This window comes from Candidatus Nitrosocosmicus franklandus (assembly GCF_900696045.1).
Taxonomy (GTDB): Archaea; Thermoproteota; Nitrososphaeria; order Nitrososphaerales; family Nitrososphaeraceae; genus Nitrosocosmicus; species Nitrosocosmicus franklandus_A.
On sequence record NZ_LR216287.1, the window covers coordinates 479,444 to 501,794 of the forward strand.

At 35.7% G+C, this 22,351-nt stretch carries 20 protein-coding genes; 10 read left to right on the plus strand and 10 right to left on the minus strand.

The window, feature by feature from the left end; genetic code table 11:
* Positions 1–11: 11 nt before the first annotated feature.
* Positions 12–893 carry a phosphatase PAP2 family protein gene (locus NFRAN_RS02190; protein ID WP_134482878.1) on the plus strand — a complete coding sequence of 294 codons (882 nt, stop codon included), beginning with the start codon at positions 12–14 and terminating at the stop codon, positions 891–893.
* A gap of 69 nt (positions 894–962) precedes the next feature.
* Here the strand turns inward: NFRAN_RS02190 and NFRAN_RS02195 are convergent, their stop codons facing one another.
* Both NFRAN_RS02195 and NFRAN_RS13525 read right to left on the minus strand, forming a co-directional pair.
* Positions 963–1,304, minus strand: a complete 342-nt coding sequence (locus NFRAN_RS02195) for a hypothetical protein (protein WP_134482879.1) — start codon at positions 1,302–1,304, stop codon at positions 963–965.
* Positions 1,305–1,551: 247 nt separating this feature from the next.
* The gene (locus NFRAN_RS13525) at positions 1,552–1,707 is read right to left on the minus strand and encodes a hypothetical protein (protein WP_172602051.1); all 156 of its coding nucleotides are present in this window, start codon (positions 1,705–1,707) and stop codon (positions 1,552–1,554) included.
* Positions 1,708–1,956: 249 nt separating this feature from the next.
* Between NFRAN_RS13525 and NFRAN_RS02200 the strand changes: the two genes are divergently transcribed.
* Complete coding sequence (locus NFRAN_RS02200; RefSeq protein ID WP_134482880.1) at positions 1,957–3,216, plus strand: Glu/Leu/Phe/Val family dehydrogenase; 1,260 nt, start codon at positions 1,957–1,959, stop codon at positions 3,214–3,216.
* Between the two features lie 291 nt (positions 3,217–3,507).
* Here the strand turns inward: NFRAN_RS02200 and erpA are convergent, their stop codons facing one another.
* The 3 genes from erpA to NFRAN_RS02215 form a co-directional block, all read right to left on the minus strand.
* A complete protein-coding gene (erpA, locus tag NFRAN_RS02205; protein WP_134482881.1) occupies positions 3,508–3,858 on the minus strand; it encodes an iron-sulfur cluster insertion protein ErpA in 351 nt (116 codons plus the stop codon).
* 99 nt (positions 3,859–3,957) lie between these two features.
* The gene (locus tag NFRAN_RS02210; protein WP_134482882.1) at positions 3,958–6,075 is read right to left on the minus strand and encodes an acetate--CoA ligase family protein; all 2,118 of its coding nucleotides are present in this window, start codon (positions 6,073–6,075) and stop codon (positions 3,958–3,960) included.
* Positions 6,076–6,251: 176 nt separating this feature from the next.
* Positions 6,252–6,962, minus strand: a complete 711-nt coding sequence (locus NFRAN_RS02215) for a class I SAM-dependent methyltransferase (RefSeq protein ID WP_134482883.1) — start codon at positions 6,960–6,962, stop codon at positions 6,252–6,254.
* A 365-nt stretch (positions 6,963–7,327) separates the two neighbouring features.
* Here NFRAN_RS02215 and cgi121 point away from each other — a divergent pair, with 365 nt between their 5' ends.
* Positions 7,328–7,957 carry a KEOPS complex subunit Cgi121 gene (gene cgi121, locus NFRAN_RS02220; protein WP_134482884.1) on the plus strand — a complete coding sequence of 210 codons (630 nt, stop codon included), beginning with the start codon at positions 7,328–7,330 and terminating at the stop codon, positions 7,955–7,957.
* Positions 7,958–7,998: 41 nt separating this feature from the next.
* Here the strand turns inward: cgi121 and NFRAN_RS02225 are convergent, their stop codons facing one another.
* On the minus strand, positions 7,999–8,529 hold the full coding sequence (locus tag NFRAN_RS02225) for a THUMP domain-containing protein (protein ID WP_145987991.1): 531 nt from the start codon (positions 8,527–8,529) through the stop codon (positions 7,999–8,001).
* A 4-nt stretch (positions 8,530–8,533) separates the two neighbouring features.
* On the minus strand, positions 8,534–9,421 hold the full coding sequence (locus NFRAN_RS02230) for an L-threonylcarbamoyladenylate synthase (RefSeq protein ID WP_172602052.1): 888 nt from the start codon (positions 9,419–9,421) through the stop codon (positions 8,534–8,536).
* A gap of 186 nt (positions 9,422–9,607) precedes the next feature.
* On the opposite strand from NFRAN_RS02230, the gene NFRAN_RS02235 reads away from it, so the two are divergent.
* From NFRAN_RS02235 to NFRAN_RS02250, 4 genes are all read left to right on the plus strand, one after another.
* Positions 9,608–10,486 (plus strand): adenylate/guanylate cyclase domain-containing protein, encoded by an 879-nt coding sequence (locus tag NFRAN_RS02235; protein WP_134482887.1) that lies wholly within the window; start codon positions 9,608–9,610, stop codon positions 10,484–10,486.
* A gap of 77 nt (positions 10,487–10,563) precedes the next feature.
* Entirely contained in the window at positions 10,564–11,184 is a 621-nt protein-coding gene (folE, locus tag NFRAN_RS02240; RefSeq protein ID WP_134482888.1) for a GTP cyclohydrolase I, read from the plus strand.
* A 286-nt stretch (positions 11,185–11,470) separates the two neighbouring features.
* Positions 11,471–12,286 (plus strand): AAA family ATPase, encoded by an 816-nt coding sequence (locus NFRAN_RS02245; protein WP_134482889.1) that lies wholly within the window; start codon positions 11,471–11,473, stop codon positions 12,284–12,286.
* Positions 12,287–12,295: 9 nt separating this feature from the next.
* Positions 12,296–14,140 (plus strand): VWA domain-containing protein, encoded by a 1,845-nt coding sequence (locus NFRAN_RS02250; RefSeq protein WP_232037918.1) that lies wholly within the window; start codon positions 12,296–12,298, stop codon positions 14,138–14,140.
* A gap of 22 nt (positions 14,141–14,162) precedes the next feature.
* Here the strand turns inward: NFRAN_RS02250 and fsa are convergent, their stop codons facing one another.
* The 3 genes from fsa to NFRAN_RS02265 form a co-directional block, all read right to left on the minus strand.
* A complete protein-coding gene (fsa, locus tag NFRAN_RS02255) occupies positions 14,163–14,828 on the minus strand; it encodes a fructose-6-phosphate aldolase (protein WP_134482890.1) in 666 nt (221 codons plus the stop codon).
* Positions 14,825–15,763, minus strand: coding sequence for a transketolase family protein (locus tag NFRAN_RS02260; protein ID WP_134485580.1), 939 nt, complete (start codon positions 15,761–15,763; stop codon positions 14,825–14,827). Before NFRAN_RS02260 ends, fsa begins: the two co-directional genes overlap by 4 nt.
* A gap of 126 nt (positions 15,764–15,889) precedes the next feature.
* Positions 15,890–17,551 carry a ribulose-phosphate 3-epimerase gene (locus tag NFRAN_RS02265; RefSeq protein ID WP_134482891.1) on the minus strand — a complete coding sequence of 554 codons (1,662 nt, stop codon included), beginning with the start codon at positions 17,549–17,551 and terminating at the stop codon, positions 15,890–15,892.
* A 1,336-nt stretch (positions 17,552–18,887) separates the two neighbouring features.
* Here NFRAN_RS02265 and NFRAN_RS02270 point away from each other — a divergent pair.
* The 3 genes from NFRAN_RS02270 to NFRAN_RS02280 all read left to right on the plus strand — a co-directional run bounded on the left by NFRAN_RS02270 (position 18,888) and on the right by NFRAN_RS02280 (position 22,175).
* On the plus strand, positions 18,888–20,168 hold the full coding sequence (locus tag NFRAN_RS02270; protein WP_134482892.1) for a S1C family serine protease: 1,281 nt from the start codon (positions 18,888–18,890) through the stop codon (positions 20,166–20,168).
* Positions 20,169–20,510: 342 nt separating this feature from the next.
* A complete protein-coding gene (locus NFRAN_RS02275; protein WP_134482893.1) occupies positions 20,511–21,305 on the plus strand; it encodes a metal ABC transporter ATP-binding protein in 795 nt (264 codons plus the stop codon).
* A gap of 270 nt (positions 21,306–21,575) precedes the next feature.
* Positions 21,576–22,175 (plus strand): hypothetical protein, encoded by a 600-nt coding sequence (locus NFRAN_RS02280; protein ID WP_134482894.1) that lies wholly within the window; start codon positions 21,576–21,578, stop codon positions 22,173–22,175.
* Positions 22,176–22,351 lie beyond the last annotated feature (176 nt).

Sequence of the window (22,351 nt, forward strand, 5' to 3'; positions counted from 1 at the left end):
AAAGTATTTCCATGAATCAAAAAAAAATCTACAAAGATGATACCAACCCGTTCTGGAATATAAGATTATCAGTTTTAATATATTTTTTCATTTCGTTTGTAATAATTAGTATAATAGCCTTATCTGGAATCACAAAAAATTTAGACGAATCTATAGTAAATTTCTTTAGCAGTATACAAGAACCTAGCTTTGACCTAATTTTTATAATTGTTACTACCACCGCTGATACAATTAATTTGATAATAGCAGGATTCGTACTCACCATTATCAAGAGAACAAGACGCTTTGGAATGATTCTATTAATATCACTTGTTGCCATAACAATTTTGGTAACCTATATCAAACCACTATTTGGTGTCGAACAACCCCAGCAAGAATTTGTGCCGTTAATCTCGTTACCGGAAAAATTTACTCTAGAACGAGATAGTTTTATGCCCTTCGCTCAAGCATTTTCTTACCCGTCAAATCACATTGCTTCAGCAGTAGCCTTTAGTTTCATAGTAGGAGGGATTTCATATCTCCGTTCACACAAATTCGCTATTTCATTTTTGATAGCATTTCCAATGCTAATTGGTTTTACAAAATTGTACTTGTTTCAACACAGCGTGACAGATTTGATAGGAGGGTACCTTTTTGGATTAATAGTGGTCAGTCTAATAGTAAAGGGTTTAAAAGCAAATACTGAGACCATGAAAAGTAGAAAAGAGCCATCTCAAGTTGTCGAGAATGACGGTTTAAAAGGAATTGAAGATGTAAAAGGAGCAGAAAAGATTGAAAACATTGAGAATGAGGATGAAGTCCAAAAAGTAGGAAGAATAATAGATAAAGGATCTACAACTACTGCTGATGTAGACAAAAAAGAGAAACCCCAAAGAGACAACAAAAATTCATGAGGATAAGAAAAAAGTAAAGACTTGCAATTCTCAAAGAGTATTTAGAAAAATTGTCACCGAATCATGAACTCATTCAAAATGATGAGAAAAAGAGGGATCAAAGAGTATCCAACCATAATGATCGCTATCGTGCACATATCGAAATTCCTTTATGTTGGCTTTTAACTTTGAAGACCTAATTCCAGACAAAAGTTCGTTTTGTAAATACAATCCCATTTTCTTTGATTTATTACTTACCTCCTGGGAGTCCGTAACCCTTGGTAAAAGAATTCTAAAAGTAAAGTTATGATTTGAATAGCACTTTTTATAGTGGTCCAATATTTTCTTTGATATGCTTGGTATATCCTCGAAATTCACTACTTTGACTGTGAAATCAGTCTTGAAGGATTTTAACGTCTGTGTGTTTACCAATTAAAATAAATACAGACTCCGGACTATATTTATCATATTACTAAACCTCGACCTTTCTTTGCGTAATAATTGACTAATAGTGCTTGTGGAAGTATATTATAGTAATATTAGTAGTATTGGCAGAATAATCCATCTGTTTATTATCAGAAATGACTATAGTAGACAAAATGCGGAAATGTGAATATGGTAGCGAAGCGAATAGAAGGGAATGTAACGGATACAAACCCTCAGACTTGCTGTTTTACCTTTAGGCTTTACCTTTTTTCTTAAACAAGGATTTTAATTTGTTCAGATTAGTTGACATGGATTTGATCGAAGTTTCTAACTTGTTTATCTCACTTAGGGCTTTGGATTTATTGTCCCTATTTTCATCTGTTTTTTTCTCAATTTTCTTTGAACTCATACTAAATCCTAAAAGTTAAAAAAATAAATAACACACGATTGAATCCTTACGAAAATTCAAAGTGCACAATTAAATTCATGAATTCTATTATCAACTTTTCTTTATGGAAAATATTTATAGTGGCTATGAAAAGTTCAAGATAATCTAATTATCAATTTATTAAATCCAATCAAATCAGTATTTTCTTAGACCTTGAATAATATTTTAATTAAATTTAAATATATCAAAATTTTTCCCTGATAGTGTATTATGACAAATGAAAATAAAGATAACCCCTATCAAATGGCATTAAAACAACTTGATGAGACTGCAAAAATTATAAATTTAGATAAGGGTATTCACAAGATTCTTGCCAAACCAAAAAGAGTACTTACAGTGTCACTTCCTGTAAAAATGGACGACGGAAGTGTGGAAGTGTTCACAGGATTTAGATCACAACATAACGATGCTCGAGGCCCATTTAAAGGGGGAATCAGATATCATCCGCAAGTCACTATAGAAGAGGTTATGGCCTTATCTATGTGGATGACATGGAAATGTGCTATTGTTGGAATACCTCTAGGTGGGGGCAAGGGTGGAATCATCTGCGATCCAAAGAAAATGTCAAATGGTGAACTTGAAAGATTAACAAGAAGGTATGCTTACGCAATCTCTGACATTATTGGTCCTTATACTGACATTCCTGCACCAGATGTATACACTGGAGGTCAGGAAATGGCATGGATAATGGACACTTACTCTACATTAAAGGGGAATTACGATCAGCCAGGAGTAATAACTGGAAAACCAATACCTATTGGAGGGTCGTTAGGACGTAACGAAGCAACAGGAAGAGGACTATCTTTTACCGTGAGAGAAGCCTCCAAGAGACAAAACATATCAATGAAGGATGCTACAGTTGTAGTGCAAGGATTTGGTAACGCGGGTCAATTCGCTGCCCAACTTGTTGAAGAACAAGGTGCAAAGATAATAGCAGTTTCTGATACTCAAGCGGCAATTATCAATAAGAATGGTTTTTCCGCAAATGAGTTGATTAAATATAAGAAAGAAAACAATACCATCAAGGGATTTCCCGGTTCATCCGAAATATCTAACGATGAATTACTAACTACAGAATGTACTATCTTAATTCCTGCTGCTTTAGAAAATCAAATTACTAGTGAAAATGCATCAAGAATCAAGACCAAAATAATTGCCGAAGCTGCAAACGGCCCTACTACTCCTGAAGCTGACCAAATACTCTATAACAACGGCGTATTAGTCATCCCAGATGTATTAGCAAATAGTGGTGGTGTTACAGTATCCTACTTTGAGTGGCTCCAAAATCTGAGAAGAGAATATTGGAAGGAAGAAGAGGTAAACGATAGATTAGATGAGATAATGACCAGAGCATTTAAGGAGGTCTATGATGCCCATCTTAAATATAATACAAATATGCGTACAGCGAGCATCGCTCTTGCTGTAAATAGGGTAGCCGAGGCTATACAGTTAAAAGGCATTTGGCCATAGACACCTTAATAAAATTTTTTTTTCTCAATTTCTATCTATGCAAGAGAAAGAAGGGACAGAGAGACAGAGTCAGACATTTACTGGCATATTATTTTAGTTTATCTATCCAATCAATCAATCAATTAACCAATCATTTACCGTATTATATACACAAAAAAAATAACTTGCTAATATTATTACAATGTAAAGAAAGAAAAGCGCAAAAAAAATAATCTTGCTATTGACTAGATATCAATATGCACTAGTGGTAGTAAAAGATAATAGTTCTCTACTTTTGCTACTATAAGTTTACTACTCAGTAGAGAATGAATGTCCACAAGAACAACTCTTTGTAACATTCGGATTGGTAATCTTAAAGCCAGATCCCATCAGACTTTCTATATAATCGACTACTGCGCCCTTGAGATATTTTTGGCTATAGTTGTCTACTAGTATCTTTACATTGTTTTGCTCCAAGACTACATCATCTTCATCAGGGTTCTCTTCAAATCCCATTCCGTATGATAGACCAGAGCAGCCACCACCAGTGACATATACTCTCAAATATAGATTATCTTTACCCTCTTGTTTCATAAATTCAGTTACTTTTTCAGCTGCCTTTGGGGTAACATCGAGAATCTTTGGTTGTTGAACACTTGCCATGATATATTATATTTATGTAAACAAATTTAATAAGGTTTTCCTATAAATAAACCAAAAAAAAGAGACAAACCTTGTAAAAATTAGATGGTTTTTTGCGGTCTATTTCTTTGAAAGTGCTGCCCATTTAGCAAGGGCACTTGCAGCTACACTCCATGTATTTACAGACTGATAAACCGGAACATTATTGTCCTCCAACCTATTGGCCATCTTTTGCGTAAATGGACCACCAAGTGCACCAACTAGAATAGGTTTCTTGCCTTGTTTGTTAAAATCTGCTAAAATATCTACAATCTTTTCTTCAAGTGGATCGTCTTGAAAAACAAACCAAGGCATGATAATATCTACGTTAGGATCATCCATGAAGGTCTGAATTGCAAATCTATAATCATCTGCATTGGCGGAGCCAGTAACATCACAAGGATTGCCTATAACATAGGTAGCAGGATAATGTTCTTTAAATGATTTCATGCTTTGGTCACTGAGGGTTGCTACCTGTAATCCCAATCTTTCAAATTGATCGATAGCAGCAATAATTGGTCCGGCGCCGTTTGTTACCATTGCGACTCTATTGCCCGAAGGTATGGGTTGCCAAGACAGAGCCTTCAAAGAAGCTGTTAGTTCATCGTAACTATCTACTGAAATTATACCACTCTGAGAAAAGGCACCCTTTACAACACTATAAGTTCCCCCAAGAGATCCAGTATGTGATGCTGCCTGCTTTGCTCCTCGAGTCGTTCTACCATTCTTAAAGACCACAATAGGTTTCTTTTTTTCATTAATGACTCGTTTAGCCGTATTAACAAACTTTCGACCGTCACCCAATCCCTCGACATACAATCCAATAACTTTGGTCTGTGGGTCCTCGGCCAAATACCAAATCATATCAGCTTCATCAACATCAGAACGGTTTCCGTAAGAGATCATTTTACTCATACCAAACGGGTAAGAGTGTTCCATGAATGCGATACCTATTGTGCCGCTTTGTGATAAGAATGCTACGTTTCCATTTTTAGGTCTCAACATACGCTCATGGCCCTGAAATGCACAATCCAATCTATTTTCACCATTAAACATGCCAATACAGTTAGGTCCGATTATACGAATTTTTAGTTGGGAAGACAGATCCTTTATTTGTTGTTCGATTGCAGCCCTCTCTCCACCAAGTTCTTTGCCACCACCAGAAATAATGACGACATTATGAATAGATTTTTGTCCGCAGATTTTTAACAAGTCAGGAACAAATTTCAAATCTACAGTAACTACAACTACATCAACGGGTTCATTTATATCCTCTAGGCTCTTGTATGCAGGGATTCCCATTATTTCTGGATATCCCTTCGCATTTACTGGATATACCTTTCCTTTGTAATCATGTTTTACCAGAGTCTCTAACACGGAATTGCCTACCTTTCCTACCTCAGGAGAAGCCCCTATAAGAGCCACCGACTTTGCATTAAAGAACCGATCCATATGAGTTGAATTTGGTTGGCTTTGAGAAACTACATCGTAGTTTGGCTTTTCAGATAGCAAGATCTTTGCATCAGCGACAAAATAACTACTCGGATATACGATTAATGGATTGAAATCGATACTCTCATAATACGGAGAAATATCATATCCTAGCTTTCCAATGTTAAGCAGGGCATCAGATAGAACATTTAGATCTATTGGCTCTGATCCTCGGTATCCTTTTAGAAGCATTTTGCCTTGCAGTTCCTCGATCATCTGTAAAGCATCATCCTTTGTAATAGGCAGAACTCTAAATGAAACATCCTTGAATAATTCAGTAAAGATCCCCCCTAATCCCACCATTATTACAGGACCAAATTGAGGATCATTTTGTAACCCAACGATCATCTCAACACCTTTTGGAACCATTTTTTCAAGAAGAACACCTTTTACGTCGTACTCCTTTGATAATCTATTATACATGTCATTAAAGGCGGATCTTACAGATTCTTCATCTCTTAAGTCAATTTTAACTCCTCCCACATCAGTCTTGTGCAAAATTTGTGGAGAAACAATTTTCGCGACCAGTGGAAACCCGAGTCTTTTTGCCTCAGTCACAGCAGACTCTTCATCTTTTACCAAGGCAAACCCAGGTACTGAAATATTATAATCGGAAAGAATACCTTTTGCGGTTTCCTCTGTTATAACCTTAACTTCATTCTTAAAAGAATCTTCAAATATAGATTTTATTTTATTTTGATCGGTCAACAAAACTCCAATACTCTATTCGGTTTAAAAATTTTCCTTACACTCTAAATGTAAAATTAGGCTGGATTATTACCCAAAATATTGATTATATAATAATAATAAATCAACATAAAGCAGGCAGCTTGCCAATGTATTTTAGATCTGGAATTTACGAACTTATTTACTTTTGGTCTATATCACTTGTAAGCTACTACTATTATTGCACCCCCTAACAGTTTTTTTTTAAAATCTACCTTTGAAAATCTTTTTGATAAAAGCTGCTTTAAAACATTATTTTTTGGCCATCGTAAATAAGTACCATACAAAGTCCGAAATGGCAGTCCTTTCCTACCGGCTGTTAAATAGGCCAATATCACTAAGAAATATTTCAAATAAATAGTCACTAATGCTCGCAATAGAAAATTGTCAGGCTTTCCCAAATCTACTATTAAGAACCGACCATCATCTTTTAGGACACGGTGAATTTCCTCAAAGGCTTGTTCAAGGTCAATTGAGTCGCGTATGGAATAACCACAAATAACGGCGTCAAAGGATTCAGATTTAAATGGTATTTTTTCAAAAACCCCGCTGCACAAACAGTAATTAAAGTCATACCCTTTGAAGTTACTAGAAATGTTTTTTAGCATTTCTGGAATTGGATCGTAAAAGTGGATCGTTACGTCTTTTGAAACATTCTCAAGAACTAGTTTTGACATATTTCCGTAACCCGAACCTGCATCAAGCACTTTATTACCAGGAAAAACAGATTTAATAATGCCTTCAGTTCTAAATTGATTATCTCTTCCCAAAGATATGGCACTGTTTACCTTATCGTATACAGGAATGATGTTTCTAAGAATCCTGATGACTTCATTCCAATATGTGCTTCCTAGGCCATGTCCATTCAATAGGAAAGATATTGTAGGGGAGGTATTGAGTTTTTGTATAAAAGGCAAAGGGATAAATTATGATTGATTGATTACTAAAGACACCACTGTCGACATAATAATTTGTCATTTACATAGTTCAAAAGATAAAGCAGATTTCTTGGTTTAATACTACTAACTACCTTCATTCACGTATTTTATATCTCGGATTTTTAGCACGCTTTTTGGATTTTTTTGCACCTGTTCCAGTGTTTTTTGATCCGAGACAAAGCCAATCGAATAAGATGAATTCAAGAATCAAAGAATAAGAAATGACCAGCGAAATCGGAAGAAAATTAGAAAGGACCCTTTCATCATTATCAATTTCATGATGGGGACCAATACATATGAGTAACATTATAACTGTTGGAGGATTAAAAGCTAGAGTATTCGTAGTCGCTTTTTTCGATTCCAATGTCAAGAGAGTTTATGAAGAGATAAAGAAAAACTCAGATTACAATAATCTAGATCTTATTTTTGTAAATGCCCATCTTGTGTTTGGCATAGAACACATTATTGGAATAATGAAAATAATAAATGAGCGAAAGCGAAGAAACATTGTTTCTGAAATCAAGAATTTAGAAGTGGAATTCTTGATGAGAATATGTTGTACCGACCAGATAAGTGAAGCTTTAAGGTTAAATTTCGGGGACAAATCTAACAAGGATTTTGTGATAATAATTCTAACAGATGATAATAATAGTCAGAAACTAATGGGAATTGAAAAGGAATTTGAAAGGTATGGTACTGTCAAATATGCCAGCAAAGAAAAAAATGACAATAATGGGATTACCAGTTATCAATACGACTCACGAGATAAAGAAGAGATATTGATTCCCTCAGACAATTCAAAAAGAGATTATATTATTAACACTCTTTTTAAAGAAAAGATCAAAGCACCCAGATCAGAGTTATTTACAAATGATATTGAATTCCTAAAATTTCTGGTCGAAAGAGCAGCGATTTCATTGGGATAAAGTATTTTTTGCAATCCTAATCTAGATAAATAAAAGAAACATCAATCGGATACTCTTTTTTCAATCATTGAACTAAACATCGAATTAGGAGACAATACAGAGATACCCGAATATTTCCCGATTATCTCTACTAAAAGGATCCATTGAGGATCAGACAAATCCACCGGCAATTTAAGATGAGGTCCCACCGCATCTATTACATCCATCTTTTTTATAGGAGTATGTCTTTTTTCAACCAGAATTTTTATAGTTTGATCATGAGGAATATTCGATTCATCAAGTAATTTTAAGAGTGCATTCTTAATATTCTCAATATCTGTCGTTACTACTGTCTGGATTGGAATAAATCGCAACAAATACCTAATCTCCCACATCGACGTTTCTAATTTTGTCCTCAAAAATTTGATAAACTCGCAAGGGTCTTTAGAACATTGTCCAACTATCAATCCTGAAACATTGGTCTCCTGAACCTCCACAGTAGTCTCTCCAAATTCATAAAACAAGTCTTCTAGCTCATTTATCAGATCTTCCTCCCTGTACCTGAACGTTGTAGCGACAAAATTGAAATTCATAATTTTAAAGTCTAACCTTTCCAATAGCTTTGAGTACCTCAATAATTTTATCTTTTGGTACTGATCCTTCACGGATTATCTTGGGTTGATTGTCGTGTGTAAGGTCTACAATTGTAGATTCCATCCTACTTATTTTGATCGCCTGAGATTCTCTGGCAGCAACAATAGATGATGGAGTTGCTGGTGCAGCTGATGTTGTAGATGTAGACACCTCTCCTAATAGCGAATTTGATCGAGTTAATCTGGCATCAACAGAAAATAATCTTTGATTCGGATAGTTTAGTGATGTTCCCTCTGCCAATCCCTTTCCTGCTGTAGTCGCCTGTATTTCTTGTGGTAATCGTCCTTCACAAATCGATACAAAATATCCTGGCGGTGTACCCAGTCTGGTCTTATCATAAACTAGAGCATCGCACTTTGAAACTAATCGCATGTCTAATTCGCCAAGATTCTCAGGTGATGGTTCTTTGGAAATATTGGCACTAGTTCCTACCAGAAACTTGGTCTTGGTTGCACCAATAATATCTCTTGTACATTGGCTTCCTGGTACACGTAAGGCGATAGACTGGTTGACAGAATCAACGACGTATTTGGAGAACCTAACATTCCCACTGCCAATATTATCAGTATGGGAATTTAGAACCAGAGTCAATTGACCAGGCCAAAATTTGTCCATCAAAATCTTCGCAGGTTTGGAAATTTGAGCAACTTTAGTAACCATTGATTGGGAAAAAGTTAATAATGGAAGGGTTTTATTCATAGGGCGGTTTTTGAGCTTAAATAGTTTTAACACAGCAAGCTCGTTGGTTGGATCACATCCAATTCCATAAACAGTATCAGTAGGAAATATCACAATGCCTCCTTCGTCAATTATTTTGGCACATTTGCTCAATTCATTAGTACAAGAACAATCTAAAGTAATTACCACTAAAATTATAAAGTGTCGCAGTTAATTTATTCTATCCCTTCCTTCTTGACTTGCTTGAAATATTCAAAAAGCGTTTTTGAATTAAAAAAAATGTTTAAAATTATAAAGCTATTAGAAAAGCATTTATACTAGTCTTGGTAAATATTGCCAATGTCACACAATATCGATGTATTGGGTGGGGAGGGAATTTATAATTCTGAAAAGCTATTACTTAAAGAAAAGGTTGGCCAGCAAACACAAGAGGAAGAGAACAACCTGTTACACCTGACTGAGACATACAGACTTCCTATCACCGTCGTATTCTGGGACATTAGTGGTTTTTCCAGGTTGGCAAAAATATTTTATGAATTAGATCAAGAAGATTTCTTGCTTGAGTTTTTGGAGAAATATTATAGAATTACAAGAAATGTAATTAACAGGAATAATGGTGTGTGGGATAAGGCCATTGGTGATGGCGTCATGTCATGGTTTGGATCATTGGACATCGATCACAATCAATTCTCACCATCGACGCCAAATTCTCATGATAGAGATGATAATGATGATGGGGCCTTGAACGCGGTAAAAGCAGCCATCGAATTACGAAGTCGCTTTAAATGTTTAAAAAATGAATTAAGAATTGAGTGGACAAATAGACTAGAAAAATTATCAGCATCAATTGCATCTAAAACAAAACTAAATTGTAAGGACAAGATGCCATCAGAAACGTTAAAACAACAATCACAGCATGAAAACAGCAAAATATTACACGGACCTCTCTCTAAACTACCTGATTTTGATTTAAAATGCGGTATAAATACCGGTTTTGTACGTATTTGCTTGCTATATAACCAGTTTACTGCTGTTGGCACCAATGTCAACCTTGCCAGTAGGTTACAAGAATTTGCAGAAACAGATCAGATAGTGATATCTAGTTCAACTCGAAGAAAAATAAGAAATGAAAAAATCATGATTCGTAAAATAATTATCAATTCTAATAACACCATAAAGTCATTTGAGGATACAGATTGCTGCTATGAAATTATATAAACAGAATTGAAAACGATAATAACGAAAGGATTTTTATTTGATTTCCTTCAATATTACTTTCAGATATACAGATTAAAATGGTTGTTAAGGAAAAGTTGAAATTAAAAAGCAAGGGATTAAACGACGATGTGCTATTAGACGCATCTAGAGACGAATTCAACAGCATAATCAATGGCTATTACAGATTGATTGGAGGGGAAGATAAGAATTACGACAAAGAAACCAGTAGAAGATTGCGTGCTTTTGGTGAAGAATTGTATCGGAAAAGAGCATATGATAAATTTACGGCGTTTAAGGCAGATCATGATGACATGATAATTGGAAACCATCTTAGGCTCTTTTCATTCTGTGAGCATCATCTTCTGCCATTCTTTGGAGAGGTGGCAATAGGCTACATACCCAATAACAAGATTTTTGGTTTGTCAAAGTTTCAAAGACTTGTTGACAAAGTTTCTTCCAAACCCCAGTTACAAGAGAGACTGACTTATCAAATTCTAGAAGAAATCAAAAACAGATTGGAACCAAAGGGAGTAGGCGTTGTAATTAAAGCAATTCATACATGTGTGTTTGCCAGGGGTACCCAGTCTACTTCGGCTGAATTCACAACATCTGCTGTAGATGGAATATTTAAGGAAAATAACAACACAAAGCAAGAGTTCTTTTCTATAATAAATTCAGACGGCAGACTTCGTTTATGAAAAAAGAGAGAAAGAAAGAAAGAAAAGAATTATTGAAAATTTGAATTTCCACCATCTTGTACTGAGTAAAGAGTACAGACACATTCAATCCGATTAAGACGAGACAAAAAAGGATTAATCAAAGGTTCAGTATATGTTCGTGAATGAATTTACCATTATCTATCCCTTTTTATAATCTTGTTTTTGATTCATTCATTTATGATAATATATCGGCTCAATTGGTCATACAAGTTGTTTTACCTTCGATATATTTTAATTAGATAGAATAGGGATAAAACTTAAATTGATGTCTACAGCCAATGATGCGAATGTAGAGTATATCGACTGGAATCATGCATTTGATGTACTACAGAAAGCATATCAACTGGGAATTTTTGTGTTGATTATAGGTCCAAAAGGCACTGGCAAAACCACTTTGGTCAGGAAATTTGCTTCCCAAATGGGCAAGGAACTATCTTCTGTAAACTTTAGCTTAAGGACTAGAGAATCCCACTTGATTGGGACAAATACCATAGATAACGGTCAAATTAATTTTGTGAACGGAGTTTTAGTCCATTCAATGACTCGAGGAGATTTATTGTATTTGGATGAATTAAATGCTGCTGAACCAGATGTCCTATTAAGACTGGATGAAGCATTGGATGACCGAAGGCAAATCGTCTTAAAGGAGCATCATGGTCAGATAATAAATGCTAAGGAAAATTGGTTTGTAATAGGAACAATCAACCCGTTATCACATGTAGGAACTAAAGAACTTCCTCCTCAGATCTTGAGTCGTTTTCCTGTAAGAATAATGCTTGATTACCCACCCGAAGAAACTGAAATGGAGATAATAAGAAAGCATGTAAATATTAACAACCTAACTCACGAAGAATACATAAGAAGCGCCATAAAACTGGCTACAAACTTGAGAAAAGCTGCTTCACTTGAGGAGATCTTTTATAGTCCTAGTCTAAGAGAGACAATCGCATTCTCAAAGTTGGTAGTAAACGGAACAAATCCAAAGGACGCAGCAGAAATAGTATTTGCAAACGTTTATCATCAATGGGGAGAAATAGAATATCGAAAAGTTATGGATATTATAGCATCTATATTCATCTAAAGAGAAGGCATGTCCATCTTTTGGAATAAGAAGGATTCTGAAGACGAAGAAAAAGAAGGAGAAGGGAAAAAAAGTCAGCAAAGAAAGGAAGAAAAAAGCAATAAAATTGGATCTCCGTTATCGAATCTTTACGATACTACCACAGATAATAAAACCAACACAAATGCAAAGGTCATTATTGAAAGAAAAAAGGTCAGGGCAGAGTCACTTCCGAAATTTGATGATATGGATCTTGAAAATATTCACATTAGAAATGATGTACTATTAGAGATTGCGACATTTTTGTCAAGACGTTGGTCAGATAGTTCTGAATCAACAGTCCATATTTCCCGAGAAGGCAAAATTTCTACTAATTTAGACAAAAAAAGGATAACACTTCCAGGATTAGATTATTTCTATGGTAACATTTTCCAAAAGTATAGACAATGGAGAACATTATTGTGGTACGAATCAGTAAGACTCAAGCATTCATTCAAGATATTTGATACAGATTTAGTCTTTGGATTTATTTTTAACATATTAGAAACAAAACGGATCGAGATTCTGGGGCTTGAAGAATGGAAGGGCATGATAAAGGAGATAATATTTTATGAGGGGTTATCTTGGCATAATAAACCCCTTTTAAATTCTCTCCATGGTAAAAATAAAGTTCTGGAAGCATTTTCTCAATACTTTCTTACAGGTTACTTTAAAGGAGAGCTATTTGGCGGCGAGAGAGAGCGAGTCATAAGAGCAGCCGAGTATGCTCACGATGTGATTAAAGAGTACATCAAGAATTTTAACCTCAGAAACAAAACCCACAATCCCACAGAAGATCAAAAATGGCTGGAAAAAGAGACAAGACAGATAATAAAGATCTTGCAGGTTGACTCTTTGATGTCAGTTCCACCTATACCCGTGCTTATGCCCAAAAGTAAGGTAGGATTATCTATGAAACAGGAAGAAATACTCTCCCAAATTGAAAAATTAGTAAAAATAAAGACAAAAGAAATAGAGATCGAGAAACTAAAAAAAGAGATCGTTCAGGGAGACGATATCAATGAGGAATTTAGAATAATCGTAAAAGAGAGTCAAAAAAATGACAATAAGGGGTTTGAGACAACTGAAAATTTGTCTATTGCAATACCAGATAATACTGGAGGAATTAGTGAAAATGCTATATATGATTTTAATTTGATAAACAAGATAAAAACAGCCCTCAAGGAATGGAAGAGCGGCTGGAGAGAAAGATACGATTTTACCGGAGAGGAAATTGAAGTAGAAAATTATATCGAAAGGCAGCCTAAAGTTTTTATCCGAGACAAGAAAATTGCGATAAATGTCAAGATTGCAATATTGTTGGACCTTTCAAGCAGTATTGAGGATAATGAAATTGAATACAAGAAAGCGACAGTTGCACTATGTGAAGGATTAGATTATTTGGGAATAAAGTTTTCCATTTATGCGTTCAACACTGAATCACGTGCTGTTAAATGCTGGATAATAAAACCACCCTCCAACAAATGGGGAACATTATATGCTAGAAGGCTAATGCAGGTAAGACCTTTGGGAGGAACACCGTTAGGAGAAGTTTATAAAATACTGAACCCCAGCATTAGTGCCTTTAAGCCAGATATATTTGTAACGTTGACAGATGGAGAACCGTCAGATATGGATGCAGTGAGGTCTATTGTCATATCCTACAAGCGGAGCGGGATCCAGATGATTGCGATAGGATTGGGCGCCGATATGGCAGATGCTGTGGGTATTGGTCACAATCTAACGTACCTTAATTATCAGAGAACCTTAACGTTATCCAAAAAAAGATTACAAGACTTGCCAAAAAAGGTTTTGGGGCTCTTGACGGTAGATTGATCAATCAGTTCCGGACACCAGACTAGAATTTAAGGTCTGGGTGATCCTTTACTAATTTTTTCCAGTCGTTTAAGAACAAATCTAGACCCTTATCCGTAAGTGGATGACGTATCATTTTATCCAAAGTATCGGGGGGCAAGGTAACCACATCTGCACCTATTTTTGCAGATTCGATAACATGCAATGGATGTCGCACACTGGCTACCAAAACTTGTGTAGGGATAGAGTAATTTGTAAAAATTTGAACTATCTCCTTGATAAGGTTAAGGCCTTCATGCCCGATGTCATCCAATCTACCTATGAAGGGACTCACATATGTAGCGCCAGCTTTGGCTGCAAGTAATGCTTGATTTGCCGAAAATACTAGCGTTACGTTCGTTTTTATGTTCTTGCTGCTTAACGCCTTTACAACTTTAAGCCCATCTGAAGTCATGGGCACCTTTACTACTGCATTTTCACCATACTTTGCGAGTTTTAATCCCTCATCCATCATTTCGTCAAATGAAGAGGCAACTATTTCCAAGCTAACTGGTCCCTTGACGTACTCTACAATTTTTTTCATAGTTTCAATCGGATTACCTTTTTCCTTTGAAAGTAATGTAGGATTAGTAGTGATCCCATCCACTATTCCCATTTCATTGAATTTTACTATAGAATCAAAGTTAGCAGTGTCTAAAAATATCTTCATTTTTTCTCCCTTTTCTTTAATTCAAGAGCATTTCTTACTATTTCTTTCGGTGAAAGTCCGTATTTCTCCAAAAGATTGTCAATTTCCTCATCTCGTGCGGATTCCCCAAACATATCTCTAATACCAATTTTCGTTACGAAGGTAGGACAAATATCTGATGTAACCTCAGAAATAGCAGAGCCGAGGCCGCCTATAATACTGTGTTCTTCAACAGATATGAGTGACCCAGTTTCCTTTGTGCATTTGTAAATCAAATCGGTGTCAATAGGTTTTATCGAGTACATATCTATAACCCGGCTTGAGATTCCATGGTCTTTCTTAAGAATCTCACTCGCTTTTTGAGAGATAGAGACCATGGTTCCACAGGCAAATATACTCAAATCAGTGCCATCGGTTACAATCCTACCTTTACCTATATCAAAATCAGAGTCTCCTGTATTGATCTCTTCTGTAGATGGTCTTGCGAGTCTCATATAAAATGGACCGTGGATGTCAACAATTTTTTCTAGTAGCTTTTTTACTGAAGGTGCGTCCCCAGGCACCAAGACGCGCATATTTGGAAGCGATCTCATTATTGAAATATCCTCGATTTGCTGATGGGAAGCACCATCTGGTCCAACAGATAGTCCAGCATGGGAGACCACAATTTTTACATTCAAACTAGGATAACAGATAGCGTTACGGATCTGATCCAGACATCGGCCTGGGATGAATGCAGCATAAGTGCTTGCAAATGCTATTTTTCCTGCTATTGCAAGGCCGGCGGCTACAGAAACCAAGTTTGCCTCAGCAATGCCTACATTAAAGAGCCGGTCTGGAAATTTTTCACCAAATTTCTTTGTTTTGAGTGAGTCAGTAGTATCTCCTCCGACGCACACAATGTTTGGATACTCCATTCCAAGCTTTACAAGGGAGTCACCATAAGCAGACCTCATGTCTGAGAATCGAATCTCGTTAGCGTTCAAAGAGTACAAGACATTTTTCACCTACACATAAAATTTTTTCTATAAACATAACAGCGAACAGATTGGTTTGTACATATCGACTGAGTCCTCATTAAATTAAACACCTTTGATCCCGTATCGATCCAATATAGTTTTTCTGGCCTTTATCCAGTCATCTCGTATATTCAGATTCTGTGATCGGTCTAATAACGTTTGTTCCAAATAAGAGTCTACTTTGAACTTTGCTTCGGAAATCCTTTTGTCTACATCCTCGGAACCAAAAATTGCATTACCCATGACAAATACTCTGCATCCTGCCTCATAGCAGTCTACAATTGTTGATTGGTCTATTCCGCCGTCTGCTTCTATATATCCTTTGTACCCTTTTTCTCTCAACCGTGGAATCAATTCCTTCATTTTGGGTAAAACTTCTGGAATAAACTTTTGACCGGCAAATCCAGGATTTACCGACATTATTATCAAAACATCCAAGTTATCTAAATGTGAATAAATCCATTCAGGAAGATTGGTTGAAGGATTTATAGCCAATCCCGGGCTTATCCCGTTAGATAGTAGTCTGGAATTCATATTTTCGAAATCCTTTTCACTATTGCATACTTCGCTGTGTATTGTAATAATATCACATCCAGCATCTATGAACGAATCTAAAGATGAGTTTGGATCTTCGATCATTAAATGAGCATCAAAGGGTAATTTCGTTATACCTCTCAGTTTCTTTATCATATCAAATGAAAAGGTAGTGTTTGGTACAAACTTACCATCCATTACGTCTAAGTGAATCATATCTGCACCGTACTTTTCTGCCATTTCAATTTTTTGTATTAGGCTTTTTTCTCCAATTCCACTAGGTCCAGCTATTATTGAGGGAGAAATCATGTAATCTCCTTCAAGTTCTTCAATGAGTAACGGCAAGTGTTTTTTTGATGGAGCTTTACCGTGCCACTGAGGATTGTTTGCCATGTGTTTTATGCCGTTACCCTTTACAGTATTTGCTATAATTATTTTGGGTTTGTCTTCTGGTCTATTCAAGAGTTCAGGTATCAGCTGTTCTATCTTGTGACCATTAATCTCAACGACATCCCAATTAAAGGAACGCCATTTTTCTTTTATCGGATCAATAGGCATAATGTCCTCTGTAAAACCATCTTGTTGTATCTTGTTTCTATCCAGTATGGCCACCAAGTTATCTAGTCTGAATTTTGCAGCAGCCATTGAAGCCTCCCAGACCTGTCCCTCATTTGTTTCTCCGTCTCCTAAGAGACAGTAAACGGTATTATTGTACTTATCCAACCGATTAGCCAAACATAAACCGATAGAAACAGATAAGCCAATACCCTCTGAACCGCCAGAGTATTCGATACCCGGAACGCTATGGTGTTTTTGGTGCTCGCTATACCTTACTGGATGCCCTTGAAGTCGAGAATTTAGTTTTCTTAAGGTTAGCATCTCCTCCTTTGGAAAAGAACCTGCTAAACATAATGTTGCATAATAACCTGGTGCCGAATGAGCCTTTGAATTTACAAAGTAATCTCTATTACTTAACGAGGGGTTGGAAAGATCTACATTCATGATCTGAAAGTACAGTGACCCCATTATCTCGGCAGCAGAAAATGAGGCTCCCGGATGTCCAGACCCGGCTTCCGTTATCCCAGTTAGCGCTAGTATACGAAGTTCTCTTATCTTTTGCTTTAATTTCAAATATCTATTTATGTAATACACTTTCTTATCGTCCTCACTATAATGAACGGTTTTGTCCACTCCATCTTACCCATATCCCAATACACTGATCCATCAAATAACAAATAGATAAAAAGGTAACTTTCATCCCCGCAATATGATATTACTGATAGTCTATATAGAAATTGAGATTCAACTAAATTGCTGTGGAAGAATATGATTTCTACTCTACCCAGTCAGAATCTCATCAATACTTTAATTAAAATACGTTATTACTTTATGATGCAATAATTATACCAGGTGATTTTTTGGGTAATTAATCGGTTACAATAACGAGAGCAAACTAACTAACTAACTAACTAACTAATAGTAAAATCATTCATACACAATAAAGTTATTATTCTATTTTAGATTCTGTTATAGAATCTAACACTATTGAGTTAATTTTGAAAAATCATACACATTCGGATTGGTTGGTTAGTTAGATGGTCGGTTAGATTGTTAGTCGACCTGCCAGCAGACACAGTAGAAGCACAGATAGAAAGAGGGGCAGGCACACTAACGTGTTGAGAACCAATCGATAAATCAATAGGTCAATATAATTACCAAGCGATTATATGACTTTTCGTTTTTTTGGAAATTGTATTACTAATTCCACAATAACAGATCTTGGACTCAAATGTAACTTATTGAGATAACGGACAAAAAATCCTCGATAGACAGGTCCATTCAAGCCAATCATTTGAATAGCAGCTACATTGAAAAGCATCGTTATTTGGTTGTTTCATAATTTCCCAGTAAATTTTTCAAATTCTCTGAAGTCCGCTCAAACTGCTTGTTGTCGTACTAGTAGTTAGCATTGTCAAGGGAAAAAGTAAGACAAGCTTGCTGATAGATTGTTTTCTCATATTTTGCCTGTTAGATCATTTTGTAATTTAGAAATTATTGTGAAAATGCTTCTTTGCCTCTAAGACCTTGCAAGTATGTTAAATAGTTTGAAAAATAGTCAAATAATTAAAAATGTATGAGTCAGATAGAACAAATAGTCTAATCTACAATTCTACTATTCATGAGAATAATCGTATGAACTTAATGAGAAAGTAGATAAGGCGACACTAAATATGTAAGTAAATCGGGTAAAGCAAAGTTAAACTTACCTCGATGATATTTAGATTCCTATCCCCTGTTCACCCTTTGTTTGAGCATTTCGATTTACAATGTATGGTTTATGTTATATCATCGAGTGTTGAGATTTTTTCATTTCAATTATCTATTGGGAAAAGACGAAAAGAGTTTCTTTTAGCGTTTCAAGATAACGACGAGTCCACTTTATTCGATTATAATATATATAAATATAATTATATTGTTATATAATAACACTTTGACTTTTTCGTTCTATCAACGAAGTTTATTTTGTTTGATAATAATTTTTTCATCGAGTTTTATTCTCTTTCACCATGTAGCTGCATATGCCCAGAGTCAAAATCAAAGTCTGGAGAAGGATTTAGGCCTTTTTGTAAATGGAAATACATCTTTACTGAATGACATATTTAACAAGGTAAAAGATTCCGTGGTACAAATTACCACAGAATATGAAGATCCAAATTACCCTGCTGGGTTGTATGATTCATCTGGAAGGACCCCCATTCCGATGAAATTTGGATCAGGATTTGTTTATGATGATTCCGGAATAATAATTACAAATTACCATGTAATAAGCTCTGCAACAAACATTATTGTTACCTTTAACGATGGGAACAGCTATACGGCCAAAGTTGTGGGAGTGGATCCCTATGGAGATATTTCGATACTCAAATTGGACAACCCTGAAGGAGAAAAGCTGGTTCCCGTTAGTTTGTCAAACTCATCCGAACTTAAAGTTGGTGATCCAGTATTAGCAATAGGAAATCCATATGGCCTAGACAATACGCTGACCTTCGGCATAGTGAGTCAAATAGGAAGACTATTGCCCAATTCAGATTTAGGGTATTCCATTCCAAATGTCATTCAAACCGATGCTGCGATTAATCCAGGAAATTCGGGAGGCCCATTAATTGATTTGAATGGTGATGTTGTAGGCATGAACACCGCAATATTTTCAAATACTGGTGCATATACTGGTGTTGGATTTGCTATACCTTCCAATGACATTGTTAGAATAATTCCATCCCTGATTGCAACTGGAACATATGAACATCCTTGGCTTGGAATTTCAGGGTCGAGACTCTCTCCCACGTTGGCTGAAGCCTTTGGACTCCCACACAATTACAAGGGTGTTTTGATTGAAGACGTAGTGCCAAACGGTCCTGCTGATAGGGCAGGATTGAAAGGAATGTTAATACAAGGAAATAGATACGGACAGCAACAAATCATAGATAAAGACATTATTATTGCGATTGATGGAAATCCCGTGTCAAGAATAGATGATATCATCTCCTATTTAGACATAAATAAGAAAGTTGGCGATAAGATAACTTTAACGGTAAATCGCAATGGCGAAATAATCAATTTGGTAGCAACTCTCGAAGCTCGTCCAGGCTTGCCTTTGCAAGAAATTCAATCTCAATCTGAACCTGATAGCAACGATGTTCAACCAAATACACCATTTCCCAATTTCAAACTGCCCGAATTGCCTGAATTCAGACTGCCCGAATTGCCTGATTTTAATTTACCGGGCTTGACGATCCCATTGAAATGAGAAGAGGATAGATATACATTGGCACTAGCTAGGTACCTGGCAAACAGATAGAAGCGGTAAACCCCCTTCCAATACTGAGCAGAATGGCTGCTGCTGCTGATTGCTGAGCCTTTTTTCCTTTATATTTTGCACCCCCTGAGGTATTCATTTCTTAAAGATTTTTAATATCAAACTTAATTAAAGAGAAGAGACAGCATAGTCGATTCCTATCTACAAACAGCAGAGGATTGCAGACTTTTTATAAACCAATTTCAGCTGACTTACTTTTTATCGCATACAGGTTCGCCCAAAAATGGATAATAGAAACGTTAAATACAAAAAAATGTAATATCTCTCAAGTTAATGGTAGAATCTGAACTGGTTTCCTCGGAGAAATCATCAACGTCTTCACCTGATCCAATACCTTTGGTTATATTAGAGAATGTGACCGTAAAGAATAACTCAGATGTTATTTTAGATAATATTTCCTTTAAGATAAACAAAGGGGACTTTTTAGGGATCATCGGACCAAATGGTGCAGGCAAAACCACCCTTTTCAAATGTATTCTTGGATTAAACAAGGAATTTGAAGGGTCTATAAGAATTTTTGATAAAGATATCCGGCGAAGTGCCAAGGAAATTTACAAAAGAATTGGATATATTCCTCAATCAAACAGTTTCGATCCCAGATTTCCAGCTACTGTAAATGAGATCATTCATCTTGGAACCTTCAAAAATAATGGTCATCACAATAAAGAAAAGTTAGAAGAATTAATACAGTTGACAGGTATCGGCGAATATCTACATAAAAGGATCGGAGATCTATCTGGGGGACAACAACAACGTGTAATGATCGCCAAGGCTTTAATTCATGAACCTGAACTACTCATATTAGATGAACCTGATACTGCAATTGATGCAGGAGTTTTAAAACTATTTTACAAATTATTAGTCAAACTTAATAAAGAAAAGAATATCACTATAATTTGGTCATCTCATGACTTAGATGCAGTAAACATGGTATCCAGTAAGGTAGCTTGTCTGTACAAGAAACTCTTTTTTCACGGAAATTCTAAAGAATTTTTCAGTAACGAAAACAATCTCAAGACCTTTAATGAGTATTCAATGCACATTCACATAAAAACACATTCCCATTAATTCTTGTAAAAGGCGCGCACCCCACCTACCTGAAGAAGCTCAATATACAAAATCCTCTAGACCCGTAGCAGCGGCAGCAGCGTCAACAAGAATTCTCTGGATTAGATGCTATGTTCATCTAGTCAAGCCATATACCATTTACAAAAAAGTTAAACAATTATTAAATGAATGTTGTTGAATCAACAAGGCTTTTCCACATCAAATTTGTGTTCAAGGGTATAAAAGACATAATAACTGATGATTCATAATATCTTAAGATAAGCAATAGAATTGAAAGAAAATGAAGCCTATGAGAATAAGCCGGCTAAAACGCGGAGTATAACGTTTAGACTTGAAAGCTCAGTCATCGAGGAGTTACAATTTGAAGCTGACTACAGAGAAACCTCCTTAAATGTATTGATAAATCAAATCCTTCGTAGGTATTCAAACTGGGAAAGATATGAAAACAAGATTGGAATGATACCAATTCCCAAAATAATTTTGTTCAGTGTAATGGACCAAGTAGTTAAATCAGGCTCTGAAAACGGTATCGAAGATATGGCAAAATTTAAAGAGTCTTTGGTAAAAGACCTTGCTCAAATTGCTTTTAATTTCTTAAAAGATTCAGTTCTTTTAATAAAGAAAAATTACAATCTACTTTCGGTATTAGAAGTTTTAGAACAGTACATGAAAGTTATCGGCATCAACTCCGACCATAGAGTAGACGATGATGGAAGGCATGTTTATGTGATACAACACAAATTAGGAGAGATCTGGTCGCTTTTCATTAAAGAATTCTTGATACTCATTTTCGAAAATCTTGGTAAGGTCAAGGTCGAGATCTCAAGCACCCCTAATACAACCGTTGCAAAAGTATCTCTCAATTCTTGATTTTTTTAGATTTATTTTTCACTGTCTCCGTAAATGATTTTCAAGATTATGATGATGATGATGATCTTTATTATCATATTGTTGACAAACAGCGAATCTGATAATGAAGAGATAGTGAGTGAGTGAGTGAGTGAGTTTTAATTTGACATTCTAATTTTTATATAATATCATTTAAG

Excerpts from the sequence above, each read along its gene's own strand:
- NFRAN_RS02190 (WP_134482878.1), top strand. The coding sequence starts at position 12 with ATGAATCAAAAAAAAATCTACAAAGATGATACCAACCCGTTCTGGAAT.
- NFRAN_RS13525 (WP_172602051.1), bottom strand. The coding sequence starts at position 1,707 with ATGAGTTCAAAGAAAATTGAGAAAAAAACAGATGAAAATAGGGACAAT.
- cgi121 (WP_134482884.1), top strand. The coding sequence starts at position 7,328 with ATGAGTAACATTATAACTGTTGGAGGATTAAAAGCTAGAGTATTCGTA.
- NFRAN_RS02200 (WP_134482880.1), top strand. The coding sequence starts at position 1,957 with ATGACAAATGAAAATAAAGATAACCCCTATCAAATGGCATTAAAACAA.
- NFRAN_RS02260 (WP_134485580.1), bottom strand. The coding sequence starts at position 15,763 with ATGAGGTCTGCTTATGGTGACTCCCTTGTAAAGCTTGGAATGGAGTAT.
- NFRAN_RS02275 (WP_134482893.1), top strand. The coding sequence starts at position 20,511 with ATGGTAGAATCTGAACTGGTTTCCTCGGAGAAATCATCAACGTCTTCA.
- folE (WP_134482888.1), top strand. The coding sequence starts at position 10,564 with ATGGTTGTTAAGGAAAAGTTGAAATTAAAAAGCAAGGGATTAAACGAC.
- fsa (WP_134482890.1), bottom strand. The coding sequence starts at position 14,828 with ATGAAGATATTTTTAGACACTGCTAACTTTGATTCTATAGTAAAATTC.
- erpA (WP_134482881.1), bottom strand. The coding sequence starts at position 3,858 with ATGGCAAGTGTTCAACAACCAAAGATTCTCGATGTTACCCCAAAGGCA.
- NFRAN_RS02250 (WP_232037918.1), top strand. The coding sequence starts at position 12,296 with ATGTCCATCTTTTGGAATAAGAAGGATTCTGAAGACGAAGAAAAAGAA.
- NFRAN_RS02235 (WP_134482887.1), top strand. The coding sequence starts at position 9,608 with ATGTCACACAATATCGATGTATTGGGTGGGGAGGGAATTTATAATTCT.
- NFRAN_RS02225 (WP_145987991.1), bottom strand. The coding sequence starts at position 8,529 with ATGAATTTCAATTTTGTCGCTACAACGTTCAGGTACAGGGAGGAAGAT.
- NFRAN_RS02245 (WP_134482889.1), top strand. The coding sequence starts at position 11,471 with ATGTCTACAGCCAATGATGCGAATGTAGAGTATATCGACTGGAATCAT.